Below are 23343 nucleotides of genomic sequence, written 5' to 3'. Positions count from 1 at the left end.
TGTTCTGTACCATTCACATTTTGTTGTCAAACTGCATTATTTGTAGGTGTAAATTCCAGACATTGACAGGTTTTCAAGTTTTGCTGAATTTTACGCGTTTTCCAAAGCTTCTTTGTCTTTTTTGGCCAACCGGTCCTTAACGTACTCAATCTTGGTTTTACCATGAGGCGTAGGATTTCCATTGGTATCAAGGTTTACCATAATTATGTTGTCCACGGTAACGATGCTTTCATGGGTCATTTTGTTCCGTACCTCACAGTTCAATGAAATTGAAGTATGTCCAAATTTCGTGACTTCCATACCTATCTCAACAATATCACCTTCAACCGCCGTACTCATAAAATTGATTTCCGATATATATTTGGTCACCACCTTTTTACTTTCCAGTTGTATAATGCTATACAGTGCCGCTTCCTCATCTATCCAAGCAAGTACTTTACCTCCGAACAGTGTTCCATTTGCATTAAGATCTTCCGGTTTTACCCATTTTCTGGTGTGAAATCTCATACTAAAAGGGATTTATTTGACTTGTTTTATAACAAAATTAGGTCAAAAAAGAGGTGTGCAATCCCAAAAGATTCCTAATGGCTATCGAATTATGAAATCAGAATATCTGAGGGGTATAGATTTAGGAATTGGCAATTTTGACTTCCCATAATTGCCAAATAAAAACACGCTTTTTAGTCTTGAAACTAACCAAAAAGGCCTTTGTCCCTACTGATCAAAGTCTGGGGAATGGTCAAATTGGAATCCAGGTGGGCATTGAGTTTTTCAATAAAATGTGCTGACAGCAAGGGAGATTCCCTTTCCAAGTTTTGGTGTACGAAAAAATGGATGTTGGTCAAACCTTTGTTTTCCCATTGTCCCAATCGCTGCACCCAATCCTCAAGCCTCAAGTAGTCCGATTCATGATTGGCCCCAACATATCTTATAAATGCTTCATTGTTGCTTAAGCGCATATGCATCATGTCCCTACGGCCGGCAGTATCCACCAAAACATTGGCAATATTATTCTCTTTTAGTAGATGGTAAAGCTCCTGTGCTACCTTTTCATCCGTAAACCAATCAGTGTGTCTAAACTCCATGGCCAGCGGAAATTCTTTGGGCCAATACTCCACAAATTGCTGTACCCTATCCCAATTTTTGGGGCCAAAATTATTGTGCATCTGCAGAAAAATGGTTCCCAGTTTTTCCTTTAATTGGGATGTTACTGCCAAATACCTGTCAGCAATCTCATATACCTTATCATTGAGTCTTCTTAAATGGCTCACCTCATTGGTCATTTTAGGAAAGAATTTGAATCCTTCCGGAGTTTTGTCGTACCATTTTTGATATTGCTCTTCTGGGAAAATTCTATAGAAAGTTGCGTTCAGTTCTATGCTATTGAATTGGGAAGCATAGTAAACCAATTCGTCCTTGGTTCCCCTTGGATAGAAATTCTTAAGGTCTTGCCTATTCCATTTGGCACAACCCACATATATTTTAGGAGTACCGTTACTCGGTATATTGGATAATACTACTTCGGTATCTGGATGGTCTTCAGGGATAGTGAAATCAACTAGTTCTGGATGGTCTACTTTACCAAATTTCATGCTTATATGGATTACGGTGAAACGAAGTTATGAATAAAAAGATCCTGTTCATAACATCGTTAAAAACTATTGAGGCCACTAAAAATGCGAGGTTCCCGATTATGTAATTTTAATAAAACTTTCAACCATGGATTCAAGATCCGAACAACTTCTGGACATGCGTCCAGAGATTGGGCAAGGTACCTTCCACAGTGATATGGGTTCCGATGAACGTTTTCAAAACCAAACTTTGCGCCCAATTATCAAGCTTCAAAACCACTTGATCATCGAAGTTTTTAAGAACTATATTAGAAAGCACAAAGGTGCTTTTTACGAGTTAACGCTGGAAAAAAGAATGGAATTTATTGAAAATTCCATCCAAAAGGATATCAAATTCCGCAACTCGCTTAAGGGCATGATCATTGGTCATTTTACGGTTGATGAATATCAGAATTACATTCTAAACTCCTCTGCCTTGAACAAGCGCATGATGAATATGGTCATCAACAGATTGAAAGACCAAATGCAATTGTTGGAAAACCATGTCTTAGTCTAACAGGGATTCACCGTTAAGATTAGTGGTAAGAATATCACTCATTAAATCAAAATAAGGCCGTATCGACTTAAAGGATTCATTCACCTCGTTGATGAAATTTTGGGATAATACCTCTTTATCCGAAAAATTCCGTACAAAAATGAACTGTTTCTTCTTAATCAGGTCAATATCTGGATGCTCCTTGTCAAACCCTTTAGGCGCAGTTTTAACTCCATCTCCTTGTAGTTCACCCCAAACCGATTTAAAGTTTTTCCCATTGATTACTTTTCGGAAATCCGAGGCATCCATTTCCAATTCCTTTCGGATCCTGAAGAGGTCTTCTTTATTGGGAGCCCAAAATCCAGTAGCTACAAAGCTTCCCCCTGGTTTAATATGAAGGTAATATCCCCCTCTTAACCTTGCTCCCAAACGGGAAAAAGAACCTGCAAAATGGGTTTTGTATGGAGTTTTATCCTTGGAAAAGCGCACATCCCGATAAATCCGGAACATTTTCATTTTTTCTATTTCATCATGGGTATCCAGCAATTCCTGAAGATGCTGATAAAAAGATTTCACATCAGCCTCATGTTTCTTGAAGGTTGATTTGTGCTCCGCAAACCACTCTTTGTTATTGTTTTGGGCCAGGTCTTCTAGAAAATTAAATGCTTCTTTGGTAATTAAGGAATTATTCACAGTAGTGGTATCAGATGTTATTTTTAAGCTAAAGTTAGCCATTTCTGTTACGCGTGGTAATCATTTGGCTATTTTTAAACTTTATTTAAAAGCATGGACAAGCAAAAAATCATTGAAGAATTGAATAGGCATAAGAAATTACCCTATTTAGACTATAGACTTAAAGAAGAAACCGAGAGTTTTACCAACCTTCTTTTTCATACGCTATTCGATGTAAATACCCCTGTTGCTGAAAATTTAGAGGTGCTGGAAAAGCAATTCAGCAGACTTGTGGATTTAGCTTGTTGGGACTTGGAGCGACCATGCGTTAAAGTCTGGGACAATTATGTGCAGACCCTGCCCAATATTTTGGAAAAGCTGAATTTGGATGCCGAAGCCATTGTTAACGGGGATCCCGCTTCCTTATCGCTTCAAGAGGTGTATATGGCCTATCCCGGATTTTATGCCATAGCCATCTATCGTTTGGCGCATGAACTTTACGAGCAAGGCTTTCCTTTGGTTCCCAGATTGATGACAGAATACGCCCACCGACAAACCGGTGTGGATATCAACCCCGGTGCCCAAATTGGCAAATCGTTCTTTATTGATCACGCCACAGGAGTGGTCATTGGTGAAACTGCCATCATTCATGATAATGTAAAAGTCTATCAAGGTGTGACCTTGGGAGCGCTTTATGTGGCCAAGAATCTTCAGAAAACAAAAAGACATCCCACAATCATGTCCAATGTGACTATATATGCTAATGCCACTATCCTTGGAGGTAATACGGTAATTGGTGAAAACTCTGTGATTGGTGGAAACGCTTGGTTAACGGCTTCTGTACCTCCAAATTCCACAGTTTTCCATACTTCGGAAGTTAAAATAAAGACGGTTACGGATGTCTAACAGTATTTTAGACCTGATTGGGAACACCCCTTTGGTGGAATCCAAAGTACTGAACACCAACCCGAATGTCAAACTCCTATTTAAATTGGAAGGTCAAAACCCGGGTGGAAGTGTAAAAGACAGACCGGCCCTTAATATGATCAGGAGTGGTATGGAGCGGGGTGAGATTACCCATACGACCAAACTCATTGAGGCCACCAGTGGTAACACAGGTATTGCACTTGCTATGATTGCTGGAATATTTGGCTTGGATATTGAATTGGTAATGCCCGAAAATTCAACTAAAGAACGGGTACAAACCATGAGAGCTTATGGAGCTAAGGTTACTTTGACACCTTCGGACATTGGTATTGAAGGCGCAAGGGATTACGCGGAAGCCAAGGTGCACAATGATGGCTATAAAATGCTCAACCAGTTTGCCAACAACGACAACTGGATGGCTCATTACAAAACCACAGGGCCTGAAATTTGGAGGGACACCCAAGAAAGGATAACGCATTTTGTATCCAGTATGGGTACCACCGGGACCATCATGGGAACCTCTACCTTTCTTAAGGAGCAGAATCCTAAAATCCAGATTGTGGGGGTTCAACCTACGGATGAATCAAGAATTCCGGGCATCCGAAAATGGCCGGAGGAATACCTTCCCAAAATCTTCAATCCCAAAAAAGTGGATACGATAATGGAGGTCAGTCAAGAAGAAGCAGAGTCCATGGCCAAATTATTGGCCAAGGAAGAGGGGATATTTGCAGGAGTCAGTAGTGGCGGTGCGGCGGCAGTGGCACTTCGTCTGGCCAATACTCTGGAAACTGGCACCATAGTGTCCATTGTTTGTGACAGGGGGGATAGATATCTGTCTTCAGAATTGTTTGATTAGTCCGTTAATTCCAATTTTAGGCCGTTTTTATAGATTTGAAATCCTTCCAAGTCGTTGTGCCGCCCTCCCGGAATGGTATACATCTTCTTATCCAAGTTTGAAATGGAATTAAATAACTTCTTTCCCGATTCATAAGGCACTACCCTATCCTCAGTGCCGTGAAAAATACGGATGGGAGCTTCAACCGACTTTAAAAATTCAAAAGAGGGCAGTTTATATCGCATTATTTGACCAACGGGTAATATGGGAAACCTACCTTTGGCCACATCTACTAGACTGTAATATGGAGTTTCCAAAATCAACTTTTTGGGGCTATTGTTGGACGCAAGATGAGACGCAATACCAGTCCCTAGCGATCTTCCATACAGTATGATTTGGCTTTCATCATAAATTCCTCTTACGTGGTCGTAAAACAGTTGGGCATCCGCATACAGCAACTCTTCACTGCGTTCCCCAGAACTTTTCCCGTAACCTCGGTAATCCATTACCACTACCTCATATCCTAGTTCAGTAAAAGCAGTTCCAATATTTCCCCATCTGGATAAATCGCCGGCATTTCCATGAAAATATAGCACAAGTCCTTTGGGATTGTCCACCGTAAAATGAAGGGCATTCAATTGGGCACCATCAGAAGTGTCCAAAAAAAGTTCCTCAAAAGGCTGGTTAAAGGAATATTCATAATCATTGGGCAATTGGGTGGGTAAAAAAATCAGCTTTTCCTGAAATGTATAGAACATAATCGTGATTAAAATAAGCAGGGATAAAAGAACGAGAAGAACACGCTTAAGCTTTTGCATTGGCTTTTTTTGACGCATGTTTGACGTGAAAACTGGAACCCTCCAAGTCCACTTTTTTGGGTTTCTGAGTTAAAATCTCGGTGAGCATCTTATGATACGACTCAAAATTGTTCAAATTTTTATGTCCTCCCCCTATTACTGTATAAAGTTTGGTCAACTTTGGTTTGATTTTAGATAGTTTGACCCCAGTTTTATAGGGAATAAGCTTATCATCCGTTCCGTGAATGATATGAATAGGGCAATTTACGTACCGTAGCCATTTATAGGTGGGCATAGGAAACTTGATTAAAATGGAGAGGGGCATAAAGGGAATGTACTTTTTGGCCACCTTGCTCAGACTGTAATAGGGTGCATCCAAAATCAACATTCTTGGATTGTTCATGGAAGCCAATTTTGCTGCAAAACCGGAGCCCATGGAACGCCCATAAAGGATTATATACTTTTCCGGCACCTTATCCTTGATTTTATTGTAGATGACCTGCATGTCCCTTTTTACAGCTTTTTGGGTGCGTCTGCCTGTACTTTTCCCAAATCCTCTGTAATCAACCATGATAACATCATAACCATGGCGCGTAAAATCCACTGCGAACTTGCCCCATCCCTTGATACTTTTAGAGTTGCCTTTGAGGTAAAAAACAACCCCTTTGGGGTTCTCGGTCTTAAAGCGAAGGCCATTGATGACAGCACCATCCCGAGTTTCAATATTGTATTCGTCCGTTTCTTGGTTATTGTAGTAAAATTGAAAATCCTCGGGTAGTTTTTCGGGCTTAAATAGAAAATAGTCCTGTAGAAAATAGAGCAACACACTGATCAGTGCGTATACCCCAAGGACTATGCATAAAATTAAAACCCAGTTTTGCATGAATCAAAGCCTTTGATCCAAAATACAAAAAAAAGCTTTGGTACTACCCTAGCAATTTATAAATCAAATATTTAACTTCAAGTGTAACATTTCGGGAAATTTGCAGTCCAATCAACATCATCAATCATCCAAACATCATGAAAACTAACTCCAATACCCTTTCCCAAGAACGCATTCATATTGTGGATGCCCTTAGGGGATTTGCCCTTGCAGGCATTGTAATCGTCCATATGGTAGAAAACTATATAGGCGCGCCTTCCCCCACCAGTTTTAATGAGGCGGTACATCAAGGCCCAATGGACTATGTAGTTGACGGATTTATTGGGCTATTGCTACGCGGAAAATTCTTTGCCCTGTTCTCCTTTCTCTTCGGCCTTAGCTTTTTTATCCAAATGGATAAAGCACATCAAAAAGGTGAGAACTTTGCTGGGCGATTTCTCTGGCGCCTGCTACTTTTATTAGGCATTGGCTATGTCCATAGCTTGTTTTATGCGGGGGATATCCTTACCATCTATGCCTTACTTGGAATTTTTCTGATTCCTTTTTATAAAATCAAGAATAATTGGATTCTGGGCTTCGTGGCCCTTCTCTTTCTTGGATTGGGCAGGTATATTGTGTTTTTCTATACCCAAGGACAAAATATGTTTGGAACCATGGAAATGTCACCGGAAAGTGCTTCGGTACTTGAGTACTATACTATTTTGAAGGAAGGAAGTTTAAGCGATGTTTTTTCAGCAAACGCATTCAATAGCCATCTAAACAAAATGGACTTCCAATTTGGCATATTTGGTCGTGGATACGCAACCTTTGGTTATTTTCTTTTGGGACTCTATATCGGTAGGACAGGTTTCTTCAAAAAATACAGAGAACAGAAAAAATTGGTTAAGCGAACCTGGATTTGGTCATTGGTTCTTTTTTTGGTGTCCGGGGGACTCATGGCAGTGACTTTTGGCAGTATGGGAGGAAATGTAACCTTTGACAATTGGACAGCCATGTTGGGCTTAACTGCAATGGACCTGAACAATGTTGCAGTTACTTTTATACTCATCAGTGTTTTTGTTATTCTTTATAAATTGACGAAACCCCAAAAGTTCTTGGAAAAATTTATTCCTTACGGAAAAATGGCCTTGACCAATTACTGTGGGCAAAGTGTTATTGGGACATTTCTACTGTTCGGTTGGGGGTTAGGCTATATTGGAGAGCTGAGGAATCTCTATACCTTCGGAATTGCACTCTTGGTCATCGCTCTTCAAATGGTTTTGAGCAAATGGTGGCTGTCCAAGTTCAAATACGGGCCCTTGGAGTGGCTTTGGAGAAGTGCCACCTTCTTTAAGTTTTTCCCGATAAAAAGGTAGCCTGTAAGGTCTATTCACAACATATTTACCGACTTACCCAACATTGCAGGCGGTTCATCGATTTGTTGGAAATAAAACGATTCGTTATCCCGTTCTTTGAGAGAAGAATTGAGGATCCCAAATCTCAAAACATTATGAATCTACTAGATAACATCCTTACGTGGCGTAGAACCAACATTCTGATTTTCATTGTCTTGGTAATTCTGGCAGTGTCCAATTTTTATGGACTGTATACCAATAAGTTCTACTTTTTTAAGCTGGACAATTACATATTTCCATTACTTTCCATAGTACATTTTTTATACCTCTATGTACTTTGGTTTAAGATTACCGAAGATGAATTGCCCGATCCAAAAATGAGAAATCTGGAATATATACTTTATGCCATCATGATTGTATATGCATTCAAGATTTATGATACTGCAGATATTCTAACTTCCTATTCAGAATTGCAGAGTTATGTAGTGCCATCCACCTTTAAGCCAATAGGCATCACCACCTTGGTTTTGTATTGCATATTACCTTTGCTAACGTTGTTTTCTTTCTGGCAACGAAAAAGGCATGTTGGCAGTTATAATTTCGAAAATTATAACGACAATTTGAACATCTGGATGTAATCCGTTACAATCCGCGGATATAACTTCCGTACAAGTCCTTAAATTGATAACCTTGGGTAAAGCGGTGTTTGCTCAGCTTTTTGTGAGCTACCAATCCCCATAGTAACAATTCCTTCAAAAAATAGGAATCTTCCTTGGCCAAAGAGGGATGATATTCTTCCAGAAGTTCATTAAGAGGAGAAATCGAGTCCAATTTATTCCGATATTCCTGGTCGTTGTCCTCATCCAGCAAATCAAAACCTTCCCCTTCGAAGAACCAATGAATCAGTTCATCATAGACCGACTCCGCATCCTTGCGCTCCAACTTGGCAATTTTGGGGAAATACGCGGGGAATAGGGATTTGATGGCATCTTCAATTAGTGACTCCGCCACAGAACCAGCTCCCTCCTGCTCGCCTTCGTAAACCAGTTCTATCTTTCCGGTTATGGACGGGATTATCCCCATAAAATCCATGAGCCTCACCGTTGTCTTTTCTTCTTTAGATCGGGCAATTCTGCGTTCAGCGGCACTCAACAAATTCTCAAATGCCGTGATGCTCATTCGTGCGCTTACCCCACTTTTGGCATCCACATATTCACTTTTTCGAGCTTCAAAACTGATTTGTTCCAGCACATCCAAAGCCAATTCAGGCACATGGATAATCTCCTTTTGCCGCTGATCCAATTGGGCTTCCTGAAGCGTAATTTTCTTGGCTATTTCCAAGTTTTCTGGATAGTGTGTTAGGATTTGCGACCCAATTCTGTCCTTCAGAGGGGTGACTATGCTACCTCTATTGGTATAGTCCTCTGGATTAGCCGTAAAAACAAATTGAAGATCCAATGATAAACGAAGTTTAAATCCTCGAATTTGAATATCGCCTTCCTGCAAAATGTTGAACAACGCTACCTGAATCCTGGCTTGCAGATCGGGCAATTCGTTTATGACAAAAATACTTCGATTGGCACGGGGTATCATCCCAAAATGGATAACCCGATCATCTGCATAGGACAATTTGAGATTGGCAGCCTTAATAGGGTCAATATCCCCAATTAAATCGGCTACAGTAACATCTGGGGTGGCCAGTTTTTCATAAAATCGCTCATCCCGATGAATCCAGGCAATTGGGGTTTTATCCCCTTTTTCCTTGATCAACTCCAAAGCGTATCGTGAGATGGGCTCAAATGGATCGTCATTGATTTCGGAACCTTCCACTACTGGGATCCACTCGTCCAACAATTGAACCATCAAACGCGCCAAGCGGGTTTTGGCTTGTCCCCTAAGTCCTAATAAATTGATATTATGTCGGGATAAAATGGCACGTTCAAGCTCTGGAATCACTGAATTTTCATAACCCCAAACCCCATGGAAAGTTTCTTCGCCATTACTTATCTTTTCCAGGAGATTATCCCGTAATTCATCTTTAATGCCCTTATAAGAGTACCCTGCGGTCTTTAGTTCGCCAAGGGTCTTGATGTTCTCATGTTTTAATTTTGACATGGTATCTTGCTATCCTTTTATTCTTTTTCTTCTATTTTGTTCGTAATCCTCAAATATCATTTCACCCAACCCTTTTAAGCCTGTATAGAAGGCTTTGCCCTTGTTTGCCTTAGTAAACTCCCTAACAAATTGCATCAAATAGGGGTCTTCGGCAATCATGAAAGTTGTAATGGGTATATGGAGCTTACGTGCTTGTTGGGCCATATTGTAGCATTTCTCAACAATATAATCATCAAGTCCCACACTGTTTTTGTAATAATCCCCATTGGGCAGTCTTAAACAAGATGGTTTCCCATCCGTAATCATAAAGATTTGCTTATTGGTATTCCGTTTTCTGCGGAGCATGTCCATGGCCAACTGTAAACCCGCTACGGTGTTTGTGTGGTAAGGACCAACCTTCAGGTACGGGAGTTCTTTTATGGCAATGGGCCAGGCATCATTTCCAAAAACAAGGATGTCCAAGGTATCCTTGGGGTATCTGGTGGTAATCAACTCTGCTAATGCCATGGCCACCTTTTTGGCCGGGGTAATACGGTCCTCGCCGTACAATATCATACTGTGGCTGATGTCTATCATCAACACCGTACTCATTTGGGCTTTATACTGGGTATCCTCCACCACCAAATCTTCCTCGTTCAACAAAAAGTTGTCCAATCCGTGGTTGATTTGGGCATTTTTTAGACTCTCCGTCATGGAAATATGTTCCAAGGCATCTCCAAAACGATACTCCCTGAATTCCCCAGTATGCTCATCTCCCCTACCGGATTTCCCAGTTTTATGATTCCCGCTTCCGCTGCGTTTCAGCTTTCCGAAAATTTGATCCAAGGCCCTCTGCCGAAGCATACGCTCCAATTTGGCGGTAATGGAGAGGCTTCCTCCACCCTCTCCTTCTTCCCCATCACCTTGCTCGCCATTGTCTTCGAATTCCTCACGGATAAAGCCCTTGGCTTTCAAGTCTTCAATAAAGTCATCTATGGTATAATCGTCGTCGGTAAGCTCATATTCCTTGTCCAATTCCCTCAGCCAATCCAACGCCTCCTCCACATCACCCGAAGTATGCGTGATGAGTTCTTGAAAAATCTCAAAAAGTTTTTCAAATGGAGTTTGATGGGGCGCTTCGTAGGTAGTAAACCGAAATCCCTTTCTAGTATTCATAGCCATTACATAAAAATAAGGTATTTCCATGTAATCCCTATGGCTTTAGAGAAACCTTAACGCATTTGTTTATCTCTATTTATGGCGTTTCTGAAGGGTGCGCGCAATATCACTTAGATGATAACCTTTGGCTTGAAGGAGTATCAAATAATGAAACAAGAGGTCGGCGCTTTCGTTCAAGAATAAATCGTCATCATTATCCTTTGCCTCAATAACGGTTTCCACTGCTTCCTCCCCAACCTTTTGTGCTATTTTATTGATTCCTTTTCGGAACAAGGAGGACACGTAGCTATCCGGATTTTCCTTGTCATCCATTCGGGAAGCAATAATCTCCTCCAACTGTGAAAGAAAACCGTAGTTCTGCTCATTTTCCTCGCCCCAACATGTGCCTGTTCCCTTGTGACAGGTGGGGCCAACAGGGTTGACCTGCACCAATAGGGTATCACGATCACAATCCAGATTCATCTTAACCAGTTCCAAGTAATTCCCGCTTTCCTCTCCTTTGGTCCAAAGCCGCTGTTTGGTTCGACTAAAAAATGTGACTTTACTGGTCTTTTGGGTCTTCTCTAGAGCCTCTTGGTTCATATACCCCAACATCAGCACGTTTTTGGTCTGGGCATCCTGGATGATGGCTGGTATTAATCCATCTGGGTTTTTATTGAAATCTACTTCCATTTCTAAGCGATTGATACGGTTATAATCGAACGGGAATACCTTCTTCCCTAAGCTCTGATTTTAATTCTTTAATACTAATTTCCTTAAAGTGAAAGATGCTGGCTGCCAAAGCCGCATCCGCTTTTCCCACTGTAAATGTGTCCGTAAAATGGGAAATACTACCTGCACCTCCCGAGGCTATAACTGGGATGTTAACCAATGTTGACAGTTGTGCCAAGGCCTCATTGGCAAATCCATTCTTGGTGCCATCATGATCCATGGAGGTGAACAGGATTTCCCCTGCGCCGCGCTGCTCCACTTCTTTTGCCCATTGGAACAGATCTATTTCCGTGGCTACCTTACCTCCCACCAAGTGTACCTTCCACTGATCATCAATTCGTTTAGCATCTATGGCCACCACAATACATTGGGATCCAAATTTACTTACCAATTCATTGATCAACTCTGGCCTTTTGACCGCGGAAGAATTTATGGAAACCTTGTCCGCTCCATTTTTGAGCAGTATGTCCACATCCTCCACAGAGGAAATTCCACCTCCTACAGTGAACGGTATATTAACTTTTTCACCCACATGATACACCAATTCGGCTAGCGTCTTTCTTTTCTCCTCCGTTGCGGAAATATCCAGAAAAACCAGCTCGTCAGCGCCTTCTTGGGCATAAATGGCGGCCAATTCAACAGGATCTCCAGCGTCTCTAAGGTCTACAAAATTTACACCTTTCACGGTGCGTCCGTCTTTTATATCCAGGCAGGGAATGATTCGTTTTGTAAGCATATTTTTTCGTCACCTTGAACTTGTTTCAGGGTCTCACTTTAGTAATCCAAAGTCTTTAGCTTCGGATTTGTTTTTTTTATCAGGTTAATCTTCCATTCGTAATGCCAATTTTTCAATTGCTTCTCACGTGCTATCGCTTGTTCAATATCTGAGTAAGTTTCATAATAAATAAGTTCAACCAGATTATATTTTTTGGTGAATTTTGAACCAATACCCATCTGATGTTCCACAACTCTTTTGGACAAATTAGAGGTGACACCGATATAAAATGTGGTTCTGTACTTATTTGTCATGATATACACATAGCCGTTCTTCATTTTATGCGACCCTGAAACAAGTTCAGGGTGACGTACATTTTTATTTTATCCAATTAGCTGTCCTCATTCTTCACATTCAAATCCACCCCATCATAGAATCCTAAATCTGTATTGTTCAGGATCTTGGTCCATAACGCAATCTGTCCAGTATGGTACGAAAAGTGCTCCACCACATGAATGATATTTCCAACTCCTGAGAATTCAAATCCCTGAACGGATCGCTTTCGTATCAACTCTCCCAAGGGTGCTTCCATAAAAGCCTTTTTGGCCTGTTCAACTGTATCCAAAAGCTTTTTGTACAGTTCGGTTTTGCTGTATCCCTCAAAAGCAGAGAATTCCGCATCCCGATCTCTATTGTCGTCCAAACCTCTCAACGACGCAATACCGTATTGCGTGATGTTTCCGCATAAATGCAGAATCAAATTACCAATGCTATTGGTTGATGAATTGGGCTTTTTCCAAATCATCTCTTCTGAAAGCTTGTCCAAACATATTTTGATCATGCGCAAGCTTTCATCCATCCGGTACATCGCATTTTGAATCACTTCATTTTGCAATTGATTAGTTGACTCCATGTTCCAAAATGTATTTTTCCAGTTGTTTTAAACTGATTTTGTTTTCATATATCGCCTTGCCGATAATGGTTCCCTCACAGCCAATAGCCGCTAATTTTGGAAGCTCTTCATAAGCCGAAATACCCCCGCTCGCAATCAGATGAATTCCTGGAATCTCAATATCCTCTACCCCACTACCACTGATTTTGGTCTCCACCTTTTTGGTTTTATCCAAAATCTCACCGTACAAATCAAAAGCGGGGCCTTCCAACATGCCATCCTTGCTAATATCGGTACAGATGACGTATGCAATTCCCTTTTTCTGATAAGATTGGATAAACGGTATCAAGGATTGGTCAGATTCTTCCTGCCAACCGGATACGGCCACCTTCTCATCCTTGGCATCGGCACCCAAAATAATTTTGTCCGACCCGTACTGCTGCAACCAAGCTGTAAAGACTTCCTTGTCTTTAACCGCAATACTTCCTCCTGTAACCTGATTTGCTCCAGATTCAAAGGCAATATGTAAATCCTCGTCAGACTTTAACCCTCCTCCAAAATCAATCTTTAAGCTGGTTTTTGAAGCAATGCTTTCCAAAACTTTATGATTGACAATGTGCTTGGATTTGGCGCCATCCAAGTCCACCAAATGCAAATATTGGATTCCGTGATCTTCAAAAGCCTTGGCAACTTCCAAAGGATGTTCGTTATACACCTTTTTGGTATCATAATTGCCTTTGGAGAGTCTCACACACTTTCCGTCAATGATATCTATAGCGGGAATAAGTCTCATTTTCAATTGTATTTTGCCTTGTCCATAGCCATCCACATATCCGAATTCCCTACTTTCTGAAATCCAAAGGCATCATAGAGCTTGTGGGCATCCTTTGTCTTTAATGCTACGGTATGAACCTTGTTAATTTCGGGCTGATCCAGAATATGCTGAATCAATTTTTTACCCAATCCCTTACCTTGATATGGCTCAAATATGATCACATCCATGATATAAGCAAAAACCACATGGTCGGTCAACACCCTTGCAAAACCAAGCTGTCCCTCCTTTTCGGAATACACTCCAAAGCACATGGATTGTTCTATGGTAGTCTTGGTCATTTCCATGGACCGATAACTTCCCCAATAGGACGCCTTAATGGCCTGGTGCACTTTATCAATGTCCAATTGTTGCTTATCCGATGATATATAATAGGTCATATCAGATGGTTTCTAAAAAATTTTCCAAGATCAAACTTCCAACATTACTACTCTTTTCTGGGTGAAATTGCACTCCATAAAAATTATCCTTTTGCAGGGCGGCACTGTAGTTCAAAGCATATTCGCTGGTCGCAATGGTGTCAGTTCCCAGAGGGGCATAAAAACTATGCACTAAATAAATATGTGACTTATCAGGGATTCCCTTAAACAAGTCAGACCTTAAACCTTCAATCTGATTCCATCCTATTTGTGGAACCTTAACCGAGTTTGGGAATCGAACCACTTCCAGATCAAAAATGCCCAATCCGTCGGTGTTGCCTTCCTCTGAAGAATTACACATCAATTGCATGCCCAGACAAATTCCAAGAACGGGTTGTTTCAGCTTTGGAATGATTTTGTCCAATTCACTGGAACGCAATTTTTCCATAGCCGAACTGGCTTCTCCCACCCCAGGGAAAATGACCTTGTCCGCAGCTAGGATTTCATCTACCTTGTCCGTTAAAATGGCTTCATAGCCAAGGCGTCTGATGGCAAATTTTATGCTTTGGATATTTCCTGCTCCGTAATCAAGTATGACCAATTTCATTTTTTTTCTCTCAACTTCTTAATGGTTTGACACTAATCTTGCGAATGGGTCGAATGGACTATCCCCTCAAACCCAACCAGAATCAGTTCTAAAGCATTCCCTTGGTTGAAGGGAGCACCATTTTTTCGACATCTCTTTTCACTGCCATTTTTATAGCCTTGGCAAACGCTTTATAAATAGCCTCAATCTTATGGTGTTCGTTGGTTCCTTCCGCCATAATATTTAGATTGGCCTTGGCACCGTCCGTAAACGATTTAAAAAAGTGATGAAACATTTCTGTGGGCATATCTCCTACCATTTCGCGTTTAAACTCCGCGTCCCATACCAACCAATTTCGTCCTCCAAAATCAATGGCTACTTGGGCCAGGCAATCATCCATGGGTAAGCAAAAACCGTAGCGTTCTATACCCAGTTTGTTACCCAAGGCATCGTAAAATACTTCCCCCAGTGCAATTCCAGTATCTTCGATGGTGTGGTGCTCATCCACATGCAGATCACCATCAACTTTGATATCCAAGTCCATTTGACCATGACGTGCCAATTGATCCAACATATGGTCAAAAAAGGAAAGGCCGGTGCTGATGTTACTTTTCCCAGTTCCGTCCAAATTTAGTTTTATCCAAATGTCCGTTTCATTGGTCTTACGGGATATTTCAGCTGTTCGATTGCTCAGTTTCAAGAACTCATAAATCTTCTCCCAATCATTGGTTTCCAAAGCAATAAAATCCTCAAGCTCTTCTTGTTTTACCGTAATTTCCGAAGTGCCCAACTGGGTGTTGTCATTGATGAAAATTCCTCTGGCACCCAGATTTTTGGCCAGCTCCACATCGGTCAAACGATCTCCAATGACAAAGGAGTTTTCCAAGTCATAATCTTTGGTAAAATACTGGGTCAACATCGCCGTTCCTGGCTTTCTGGTATCGGCATTATCCTGGGGAAAAGTGCGATCGATAAAAATTTCGTCAAAGACCACGCCTTCATTTTCGAAAGACTTCAGGATAAAATTATGCACTGGCCAAAAGGTTTCCTCTGGAAACACTTCTGTCCCCAACCCATCCTGATTGGTTATCATCACCAATTCATAGTCCAGTTCCTTGGCAATTTTACCCAAAAAAGTAAACGCCTTGGGGTAGAATATCATTTTCTCAAAGGCATCAATCTGTTCATCCACAGTCTCTTTGATGATGGTTCCGTCCCGATCTATAAATAGCACTTTCTTTCCCATTATTGTAACTGTTTTAAGGTGGCTATCAACTTTATATTTTCCTCCGGAGTACCTACGGTCAACCGAAGTGTATTATTGCACAAGGGTTGATTGCTCCTATTGCGAACCACTACCCTATTTTGAATAAGTTCATCATATCTTTTGTTGGCATCATCCACTTTTATCAATAAAAAGTTGGCATCCGATGGGTATATCTTTTGTACAAAGTCCAATTCCCCCAATGCCTTTTCCAGTGCATCCCGTTCTGTAAGAATTTGATCTACCTCATTCGCAACAACGGAGGTGTCCGAAACCCTGGCAAAGGCCTTTTCCTGGGTCAATTGATTGACATTGTAGGGAGGTTTGATTTTGTTCAGAATGGCAATAATTTCTTCCGAAGCGTAGCAGACCCCAAGTCTAATACCCGCCATACCATATGCCTTGGACAAGGTCTGCGTCACAATTAAATTGGGATACTTCTGAAGTTGCCCCAACCAACTTTTAATTTTTGAAAAATCGATATAGGCTTCATCGATAACCACAATTCCCTTAAAACTGTCAAGCAGTTCTAGAATTGCTCCCGAATCAAATACATTTCCAGTTGGGTTGTTGGGAGAACAAATAAATATCAACTTGGTGCTATCGTCCACCGTTCCCAATATTTGGTCAACAGCTGGTTGAAAATCAGAGGTCAGAAGTACTTCCCTATTTTCCACAGCGTTGATACCCGCCAAGACCTTATACATTCCATAGGTAGGCGGTAGAGTGATGATGTTATCTTGATTGGGTTCACAAAAGGCCCTAAAAACCAAATCCAGGACTTCGTCACTACCATTCCCCAATAAGATACCGTGTTCTGAAATTCCTTTTTGATTGGACAACAAGGTTTTTAGACTTCTTTGCTGTGGATCTGGATATCTGTTGACCCCATTTTCGAACGGGTTTTCATTGGCATCCAGAAACACCATGGCACTGCCGTCAGAAACATATTCATCTCGAGCGGAAGAATACGGTTTGAGACCTTTTACGGATTCCCTTACCAAGTTTTCTATGTTGAAGGTTTTAAGCATATTATTAAGGTCTCGACTGCCTGCCTGTCGGCAGACATGGCGTTCGACCTGACATTAGATTTTCTTTAAACTGTTTAGTCTAAATGTTACTGCATTTTTGTGTGCCTGAAGCCCTTCCGCTTCCGCCATTAATTCAATTGCGCCACCAATCCGTTGGATTCCCTCAGCCGAGATTTTTTGAAACGTCATACTTTTCATAAAGCTGTCCAAATTTACTCCGCTATACTGCTTGGCGTAGCCATTGGTAGGTAGCGTGTGATTGGTGCCTGAAGCATAATCGCCAGCACTTTCCGGGGTGTAATTTCCGATAAAAACGGAGCCGGCATTGGAAACATTTTTAGTATAAAACTCCTCATTTTCTGTACAAACAATAAAATGTTCGGGGCCGTATTCATCAATAAGTTCCAAGGCCTGTGCATCACTGTTCAATAAAATCAGTTTACTATTGGCGATTGATTTCTCGGCAATGTCTTTTCTGGGTAATGCTCCCAATTGGTCCATGATTTCTGAAGCAACCTCAGTCAAGAGTTTGTCTGAAGTGGACACCAAAATTACTTGGCTATCCACACCATGCTCCGCCTGGCTCAACAAATCAGACGCTACAAAAGCTGCATTTGCCGAATCATCAGCAACCACCAAAAGCTCACTGGGACCAGCAGGCATATCAATGGCCACCCCAAATTTGGTAGCCAATTGTTTGGCCACAGTCACATATTGGTTTCCAGGGCCAAATATTTTGTAGACTTTGGGGATAGATGTTGTTCCAAAGGTCATTCCGGCAATAGCCTGGATACCTCCCGCCTTGAAAATCTTCGTGACCCCACACAATTGGGCTGAATACAGGATAGCAGGATTTACTTTTCCTTGCTTATCTGGCGGGGTACAAAGCACAATTTCTTTGCATCCTGCCAGCTGCGCCGGAACGGCCAACATCAATATGGTAGAAAAAAGCGGAGCAGTTCCACCAGGAATGTAAAGTCCAACTTTTTGAATAGGCCTTTTTTCTTGCCAACATTGCACTCCTGGCATAGTTTCCAAGCTAACCCTTTCCGTTTTTTGGGCGGCGTGAAATCTTTCAACATTGTTCTTTGCCAAGGAAATGGCATCTTGTAGCTGTTTCGGAACTTCTTTTATGGCTTTCTGGATTTCGTCCTGGGATACCAAAATGGACTCCAATTCCACTTGGTCAAACTTTTTGGTGTACCCTGCAATAGCTTCATCCCCACCATTTCTGACTTCATCAAAAACGGTATCCACCACAGCCTCAATATCGCTCACGGACTGGGTAGGTCGTTTCAATATGGCCTTCCAACTTTCCTTGTTCGGGTAATCGATACGTTCCATTAGATGACCATTTTTTCAATTGGGCAAACCAAAATGCCTTCCGCTCCAGCCAGTTTTAGCTCATCAATAACTTCCCAAAAAGTGTCCCTGTTGATTACTGTGTGTACCGAACTCCAGCCTTCTTCTGCCAAGGGCAAAACGGTGGGGCTTCGCATCCCTGGTAAAATGGAAATAATCTCGTCCAACTTATCATTGGGGGCATTTAGCAGGACATATTTGTTCTGACGGGCCTGTAACACGGATTTAATCCGAAACTGTAGCCTTTCCAGTATCTCTTTCCGCTCTTCTGAAATCTCAGGTGAAACCGCAAGAACCGCTTCGCTCTTCAAAATAATTTCCACCTCTTTAAGATTGTTTTTGAACAGTGTGCTACCACTGGAAACAATATCACAAATGCCATCAGCCAATCCAATATTGGGGGCAATTTCAACAGAACCATTGATGATGTGCAAATCAGCGGAAACTCCTTTGGACTCCAGGTATTTTTTAACCGTGTTTGGATAGGAAGTAGCAATTCGTTTCCCTTCAAAATCCTTGATCGTATTATACTCCATCCGTTTTGGAACTGCCAAGGACACCCTGCATTTGGAAAAATTTAGTTTTTCCACCACGATAATGTCCTCTCCTTTTTCAATAAGTACATTTTCCCCGATGATTGCAATATCAACAACCCCATCCCTAAGGTATTGGGGTATATCCCCATTGCGGAGATAAAACACCTCCAAAGGGAAATTTCTGGCTGTGGCTTTTAGCTGATCCTTGCCGTTGTCAATGGCAATACCGCAATCTTTTAAAATCTTGAGGGAGTCGTCATTCAACCTTCCACTCTTTTGTACTGCAATTCGAATCTTTGTCATTCTTGCTTTCGTTTTGTTTGGAACCAAACAGGCTTAAAAACAAAACCCGTTTGATTTCTCAAACGGGTTAGAATATATTTTAAAAACAACAATACATCTCTATCTCGCTTGAGGGCAAGTATAAAAATGATGATGTGTGTTTCTGTTTCTCATTATGCGTTCAAAAGTAGTATATATTTTTTTATCAAAAAAGGATGATTTAGTTATTTCCCAAAATCAAAGGTAAACCATCCCCGCTAGATCCGACCACTACTACTTTGGAGTTTGGGGATTCTGATAGTTTCAAAGTTGCCTCAATTCCTTTGTCCTGCAAGATCTTGTCCGTAAGGGAGGCACTTAAAATCTTATTGGCATCTGCCTTACCTTGAGCTTCTATACGCTGGCGCTCCGCTTCCTTCTGTGCAGTGACCAGTCTAAATTCGTATTCCAAGGATTCTTGTTCTTGTTTCAGTTTTCGCTCAATAGCCTCTTTAATTGTAGGTGGCAAAGTAACATCACGAACCAAAATTTCATCCAAAACAATGTACTGGTCGTCAACTATCTTTTTGGTTTCCTCAAATATCTCTTGCTGTATTGCATCCCTTTTACTGGAGTATAATTGTTCAGGGGTATATCTACCCACTACACTACGGGCCGCAGATCTAATGGTTGGCAAGATGATTCGTTGCAGGTAATTTTCGCCAATCTCCTGGTGCAATTTCCCCAATTCGTTGTAGTTGGGCTGGTACCAAGCGGAGGCATCCAATTGAATATCCAAACCATTGGAGGACAGTACTTTCATTTTCTCGAAAATCTCCTGTCTTCGTACTTCATAGATATAAACCTTGTTCCAAGGCGCCACAAGGTGAAACCCTTCACCCAAAGGCGGTTTGTCCGTTACAACACCATCACCAAAGGTTTTGTACAATACTCCTGCCTCACCGGAACCAATGGTCACGGCCGACTTGGATATCACAATGATGACAAAAATGATGACTGCAACAGCTGGCAGGGCAATCTTTGGTAATCTTTCCATTTCTAGTATGTATTTAAATTAATCCGTTGTATTTTCTGATGAACCATTCCAAAGCCAGTGTCATGGCCAAGATGCCCAAAAGCACTTTAAAATCTATTAAAGATACGACATTTTGAGTGCTCTTTTGGACAGGTGTGTATCGTTGGGAATTGGAAAGTTCTTCGGCCAACTCATCCATTTGACCAGGCAGATAAGCCTTTCCATTATTATTTTCAGCTAAGCGTTGAAGCTTGTTGAAATTTGAAGAGTATGTTTGCTTTTCAGGGTTAAAATCCAGGATTTTGAAACTCCCCGACCTTTTCAGGTTTTCACTTTCTACTGTTATCGTAAAATTATATTCACCCGCTTGAAGATCACTTAGGTCCGTTTCGTAATACGAGCCTTTAAGCAATAGCGGTGCTTCACGTGAAAAACCATTTTCCTTGGCTTTTATGCTAATTTTTAAACTGGCCGCAGCATCAAACGCATAGCTCTCATCATAGTAGGAGGCCCTAACCTTTGCCAGACTCGCATCATCAAAAACCCTGTCATAATCCAACTCCAATCTGTTTCTTCCACTGTTACTGGATAAATACACCATGAGCTTACTTATCAAAGCATCGAAATCCTCAAAATTTTGGTTGTCCCTATAGTTTTGTGCCCTCCATCTCCAGAGGTTTTCCCCAAACAAAATAGCTTCCCGCTGAGTCCCTTCTGTAAGAATCGAAAATAAGGGAACATCCAAATTGACTCCGCGGATGCGTTGAAACAAAAGAGTCTCGGATTCTTTTTTGAGTTCTATATCCCCTAACTGCCCCTCTAATGGAGGATATCCTTGGACGGAAAAATTGCCCAATCCAAATACGCCAAAGCCATTGTTCAATACTGGGATTATCTCTTCGGTTTGATTCAGTCTTTCCTTAAAAAAACTATTTTGGATTTGATTTAGAAAAAGCCAATCCGTTTTGGTGCCGGCAATGGTAAATTTGTTGGCTCCAAGTTGCTCTATACGGTCGTAAACGTTTTTGAACCTTCGGGTGGGTTGATACAAAATAAAAAGTCCCACATCATCGAATTTTTCAGCGCTATCAGTAGGTTTTAACAACACCACCGTTCGCTGCTCGTTGGTTTCAATTGACTTTTTGAGCGCACCAATGTCCGGGTGCATTAGGTCCGAAACTATGGCAATTTTAGTTTTTTCATCAATAACTTCAATGGCGGTCTCGCGTATATTGTTGAAGGTGTTTCGTTCATTTTCCAATGACCCCACTCGTACTTGCAACGGTTTCACTCCTACACTTTGTGCCTCAATCAAGGTATTGAGGGTATGACTTCGCTTTGAGCTTGAAAATTGCATATTCTCCCGATGTACTATTTTCCCATCCATTAGAACGGAAACAGATTTGGTAACCTCCCTGTTTCCTCTATATACCAACTGTGCTTCCAAAGGAAACTTGTTTTTCAAAAAAGCGTAGGTGTTGGTATTGATCAACCTGACGGACAAATCCTCGTACTGGGTCGTATCTCCAATTACTACTGGGTGAACCGTACTATTGTTGTTAAGATTTAAGTATTCATAATCCCTGCCCAGAGTTTGATTGCCATCAGTAAATAACAATATGGACTTGGGATTGTTCCCAAAAATTTCATTTACATCGGTAAGAGCCTTGTATATATCCGTGTTGTTCCGAGTAAATTGTATGGAGTCCAATGGATTCACCCCATTTCCAAAACCATATTCGTGAATCTCAAATCGGGCTTGCACCGCTTCCTTCCCCGTCCAGGCATTCAAATATTCCTGAATACCAACTTCATCTGTGTGTGTATCCATGGATAATGATTCATCCACCAATAACACCAGTTTGGTTTTTTCTACAAAAAAATCGCGCTTAACAAATTGCGGGTTGATCAATAATAATAGGGCGCAAAAAAGAGTCAAAAATCGCAAGGAGGCCAAAATAATTCTTTGGGTTCCTTTCCTGGGATTTTTATGGAAGTATTGATAAAATACAACGGCAAGTGCGACAATGGCCGCTAAAACTATCAGTAGTACCGTTTGTATTTCCATTCAATTTAGGTTAGCATGCCCCCATCCACATTGAGTACTTGCCCAGTAACATACGCTGATAAATCCGAAGCCAAAAACAAGCAAGCGTTGGCAACATCTTCTGGATTACCACCACGTTTTAAAGGGATGGCGTCTCTCCACTCCTGCACCATTTTATCATCCAACTTGTCCGTCATTTCAGTTTCAATAAAACCTGGGGCTATAGCATTGCAGCGGATATTTCGTGACCCAAGCTCCAAGGCAACGGATTTTGTAAAACCAATCATTCCTGCTTTTGAAGCGGCATAATTGGCTTGGCCCGCGTTACCCTTCACCCCAACAACGCTACTCATATTGATAATAGAGCCTTGACGCTGCTTGAGCATTGTGCGTTGCACCGCCTTGGTCATATTATAAACTGATTTCAAATTGATCTCTATCACCGTATCAAAATCCTCCTCGCCCATTCGCATTAAAAGCTTATCCTTGGTGATTCCAGCATTATTGATAAGCACATCGATTCCACCAAAATCTTCCAAGACCTTGGCCACCAATTCTTGGGACTCCTCAAAACTTGCTGCATTACTTTTATAGGCCTTGGCCTTAACACCCAATGCAGATAATTCCTTTTCCAATTCCAACGCGGGAGCTTCACTGGAGCTATACGTAAAAGCCACATTGGCACCAGCTTTGCCAAATACCTCTGCTATTCCTTTACCTATTCCTCTACTTGCTCCAGTAATGATGACATTCTTGCCTTCCAATAGTTTCATAATATTCCAAGTTAGTTTGAATGGTTGATATTCAAATATAGTTTTTGTTTTAGGTTTTAGCGAAAAAAAATCCCGTTAGAAACGGGATTTACAATAGTTTTAACGGTTGGA

General features: G+C 41.3%; 26 protein-coding genes. 5 read left to right on the top strand and 21 right to left on the bottom strand.

Annotated features, from left to right (window positions below):
* Positions 1–90: 90 nt before the first annotated feature.
* Entirely contained in the window at positions 91–507 is a 417-nt protein-coding gene (locus ACOOE0_RS14210; protein ID WP_420399564.1) for an acyl-CoA thioesterase, read from the bottom strand.
* 185 nt (positions 508–692) lie between these two features.
* A complete protein-coding gene (locus ACOOE0_RS14205; RefSeq protein ID WP_420399563.1) occupies positions 693–1592 on the bottom strand; it encodes a DUF72 domain-containing protein in 900 nt (299 codons plus the stop codon).
* A 127-nt stretch (positions 1593–1719) separates the two neighbouring features.
* Here ACOOE0_RS14205 and ACOOE0_RS14200 point away from each other — a divergent pair, with 127 nt between their 5' ends.
* Positions 1720–2127: a glyoxalase gene (locus tag ACOOE0_RS14200; RefSeq protein ID WP_420399562.1), complete on the top strand. Its 408-nt coding sequence runs from the start codon at positions 1720–1722 to the stop codon at positions 2125–2127.
* Here the strand turns inward: ACOOE0_RS14200 and ACOOE0_RS14195 are convergent.
* Entirely contained in the window at positions 2119–2799 is a 681-nt protein-coding gene (locus ACOOE0_RS14195) for a DUF2461 domain-containing protein (protein ID WP_420399561.1), read from the bottom strand. The two genes, ACOOE0_RS14200 and ACOOE0_RS14195, sit on opposite strands and share 9 nt — an antisense overlap.
* Before the next feature lie 93 nt (positions 2800–2892).
* On the opposite strand from ACOOE0_RS14195, the gene epsC reads away from it, so the two are divergent.
* A complete protein-coding gene (epsC, locus tag ACOOE0_RS14190; RefSeq protein ID WP_420399560.1) occupies positions 2893–3684 on the top strand; it encodes a serine O-acetyltransferase EpsC in 792 nt (263 codons plus the stop codon).
* Entirely contained in the window at positions 3677–4561 is an 885-nt protein-coding gene (cysM, locus tag ACOOE0_RS14185; protein ID WP_420399559.1) for a cysteine synthase CysM, read from the top strand. Before epsC ends, cysM begins: the two co-directional genes overlap by 8 nt.
* Here cysM and ACOOE0_RS14180 read toward each other — a convergent pair.
* A complete protein-coding gene (locus ACOOE0_RS14180) occupies positions 4558–5358 on the bottom strand; it encodes an alpha/beta hydrolase (protein ID WP_420399558.1) in 801 nt (266 codons plus the stop codon). The two genes, cysM and ACOOE0_RS14180, sit on opposite strands and share 4 nt — an antisense overlap.
* A complete protein-coding gene (locus ACOOE0_RS14175; protein WP_420399557.1) occupies positions 5345–6220 on the bottom strand; it encodes an alpha/beta hydrolase in 876 nt (291 codons plus the stop codon). The genes ACOOE0_RS14180 and ACOOE0_RS14175 overlap by 14 nt, the downstream gene beginning before the upstream one ends.
* A 137-nt stretch (positions 6221–6357) precedes the next feature.
* On the opposite strand from ACOOE0_RS14175, the gene ACOOE0_RS14170 reads away from it, so the two are divergent.
* On the top strand, positions 6358–7575 hold the full coding sequence (locus ACOOE0_RS14170) for a DUF418 domain-containing protein (protein ID WP_420399556.1): 1218 nt from the start codon (positions 6358–6360) through the stop codon (positions 7573–7575).
* Between the two features lie 134 nt (positions 7576–7709).
* Positions 7710–8192: a hypothetical protein gene (locus tag ACOOE0_RS14165; RefSeq protein ID WP_420399555.1), complete on the top strand. Its 483-nt coding sequence runs from the start codon at positions 7710–7712 to the stop codon at positions 8190–8192.
* A 4-nt stretch (positions 8193–8196) separates the two neighbouring features.
* On the opposite strand, the gene ACOOE0_RS14160 is transcribed toward ACOOE0_RS14165, so the two are convergent.
* From ACOOE0_RS14160 to fabG, 16 genes are all read right to left on the bottom strand, one after another.
* The gene (locus tag ACOOE0_RS14160) at positions 8197–9669 is read right to left on the bottom strand and encodes a magnesium chelatase (RefSeq protein WP_420399554.1); all 1473 of its coding nucleotides are present in this window, start codon (positions 9667–9669) and stop codon (positions 8197–8199) included.
* A 9-nt stretch (positions 9670–9678) separates the two neighbouring features.
* Positions 9679–10830, bottom strand: a complete 1152-nt coding sequence (locus tag ACOOE0_RS14155; protein ID WP_420402231.1) for a vWA domain-containing protein — start codon at positions 10828–10830, stop codon at positions 9679–9681.
* Between the two features lie 69 nt (positions 10831–10899).
* The gene (hisIE, locus tag ACOOE0_RS14150) at positions 10900–11499 is read right to left on the bottom strand and encodes a bifunctional phosphoribosyl-AMP cyclohydrolase/phosphoribosyl-ATP diphosphatase HisIE (RefSeq protein WP_420399553.1); all 600 of its coding nucleotides are present in this window, start codon (positions 11497–11499) and stop codon (positions 10900–10902) included.
* 19 nt (positions 11500–11518) lie between these two features.
* Positions 11519–12274, bottom strand: coding sequence for an imidazole glycerol phosphate synthase subunit HisF (gene hisF, locus ACOOE0_RS14145; protein ID WP_420399552.1), 756 nt, complete (start codon positions 12272–12274; stop codon positions 11519–11521).
* A gap of 38 nt (positions 12275–12312) precedes the next feature.
* On the bottom strand, positions 12313–12567 hold the full coding sequence (locus ACOOE0_RS14140; RefSeq protein ID WP_420399551.1) for a GIY-YIG nuclease family protein: 255 nt from the start codon (positions 12565–12567) through the stop codon (positions 12313–12315).
* A gap of 77 nt (positions 12568–12644) precedes the next feature.
* On the bottom strand, positions 12645–13166 hold the full coding sequence (locus ACOOE0_RS14135) for a DinB family protein (protein ID WP_420399550.1): 522 nt from the start codon (positions 13164–13166) through the stop codon (positions 12645–12647).
* Positions 13153–13938: a HisA/HisF-related TIM barrel protein gene (locus ACOOE0_RS14130; protein WP_420399549.1), complete on the bottom strand. Its 786-nt coding sequence runs from the start codon at positions 13936–13938 to the stop codon at positions 13153–13155. The genes ACOOE0_RS14135 and ACOOE0_RS14130 overlap by 14 nt, the downstream gene beginning before the upstream one ends.
* A 2-nt stretch (positions 13939–13940) precedes the next feature.
* Positions 13941–14357 (bottom strand): GNAT family N-acetyltransferase, encoded by a 417-nt coding sequence (locus ACOOE0_RS14125; protein ID WP_420399548.1) that lies wholly within the window; start codon positions 14355–14357, stop codon positions 13941–13943.
* Between the two features lies 1 nt (position 14358).
* Entirely contained in the window at positions 14359–14943 is a 585-nt protein-coding gene (hisH, locus tag ACOOE0_RS14120) for an imidazole glycerol phosphate synthase subunit HisH (protein ID WP_420399547.1), read from the bottom strand.
* A gap of 88 nt (positions 14944–15031) precedes the next feature.
* Positions 15032–16168: a bifunctional histidinol-phosphatase/imidazoleglycerol-phosphate dehydratase HisB gene (gene hisB / locus ACOOE0_RS14115; RefSeq protein WP_420399546.1), complete on the bottom strand. Its 1137-nt coding sequence runs from the start codon at positions 16166–16168 to the stop codon at positions 15032–15034.
* On the bottom strand, positions 16168–17217 hold the full coding sequence (gene hisC, locus ACOOE0_RS14110; protein WP_420399545.1) for a histidinol-phosphate transaminase: 1050 nt from the start codon (positions 17215–17217) through the stop codon (positions 16168–16170). Before hisC ends, hisB begins: the two co-directional genes overlap by 1 nt.
* A gap of 54 nt (positions 17218–17271) precedes the next feature.
* Positions 17272–18561: a histidinol dehydrogenase gene (hisD, locus tag ACOOE0_RS14105; protein WP_420399544.1), complete on the bottom strand. Its 1290-nt coding sequence runs from the start codon at positions 18559–18561 to the stop codon at positions 17272–17274.
* Complete coding sequence (hisG, locus tag ACOOE0_RS14100) at positions 18561–19418, bottom strand: ATP phosphoribosyltransferase (RefSeq protein ID WP_420399543.1); 858 nt, start codon at positions 19416–19418, stop codon at positions 18561–18563. The genes hisD and hisG overlap by 1 nt, the downstream gene beginning before the upstream one ends.
* A 199-nt stretch (positions 19419–19617) precedes the next feature.
* Positions 19618–20433, bottom strand: a complete 816-nt coding sequence (locus tag ACOOE0_RS14095) for a prohibitin family protein (RefSeq protein ID WP_420399542.1) — start codon at positions 20431–20433, stop codon at positions 19618–19620.
* Between the two features lie 13 nt (positions 20434–20446).
* A complete protein-coding gene (locus ACOOE0_RS14090) occupies positions 20447–22480 on the bottom strand; it encodes a VWA domain-containing protein (protein ID WP_420399541.1) in 2034 nt (677 codons plus the stop codon).
* Positions 22481–22485: 5 nt separating this feature from the next.
* Positions 22486–23232 (bottom strand): 3-oxoacyl-[acyl-carrier-protein] reductase, encoded by a 747-nt coding sequence (fabG, locus tag ACOOE0_RS14085; RefSeq protein WP_420399540.1) that lies wholly within the window; start codon positions 23230–23232, stop codon positions 22486–22488.
* Positions 23233–23343 lie beyond the last annotated feature (111 nt).

Origin of the sequence: Flagellimonas sp. (assembly GCF_965215805.1) — a bacterium.
Classification (GTDB): Bacteria; Bacteroidota; Bacteroidia; order Flavobacteriales; family Flavobacteriaceae; genus Flagellimonas.
The sequence above is the reverse complement of the archived record's forward strand: the minus strand, read 5'-3'. Positions and strand labels throughout refer to the sequence as shown.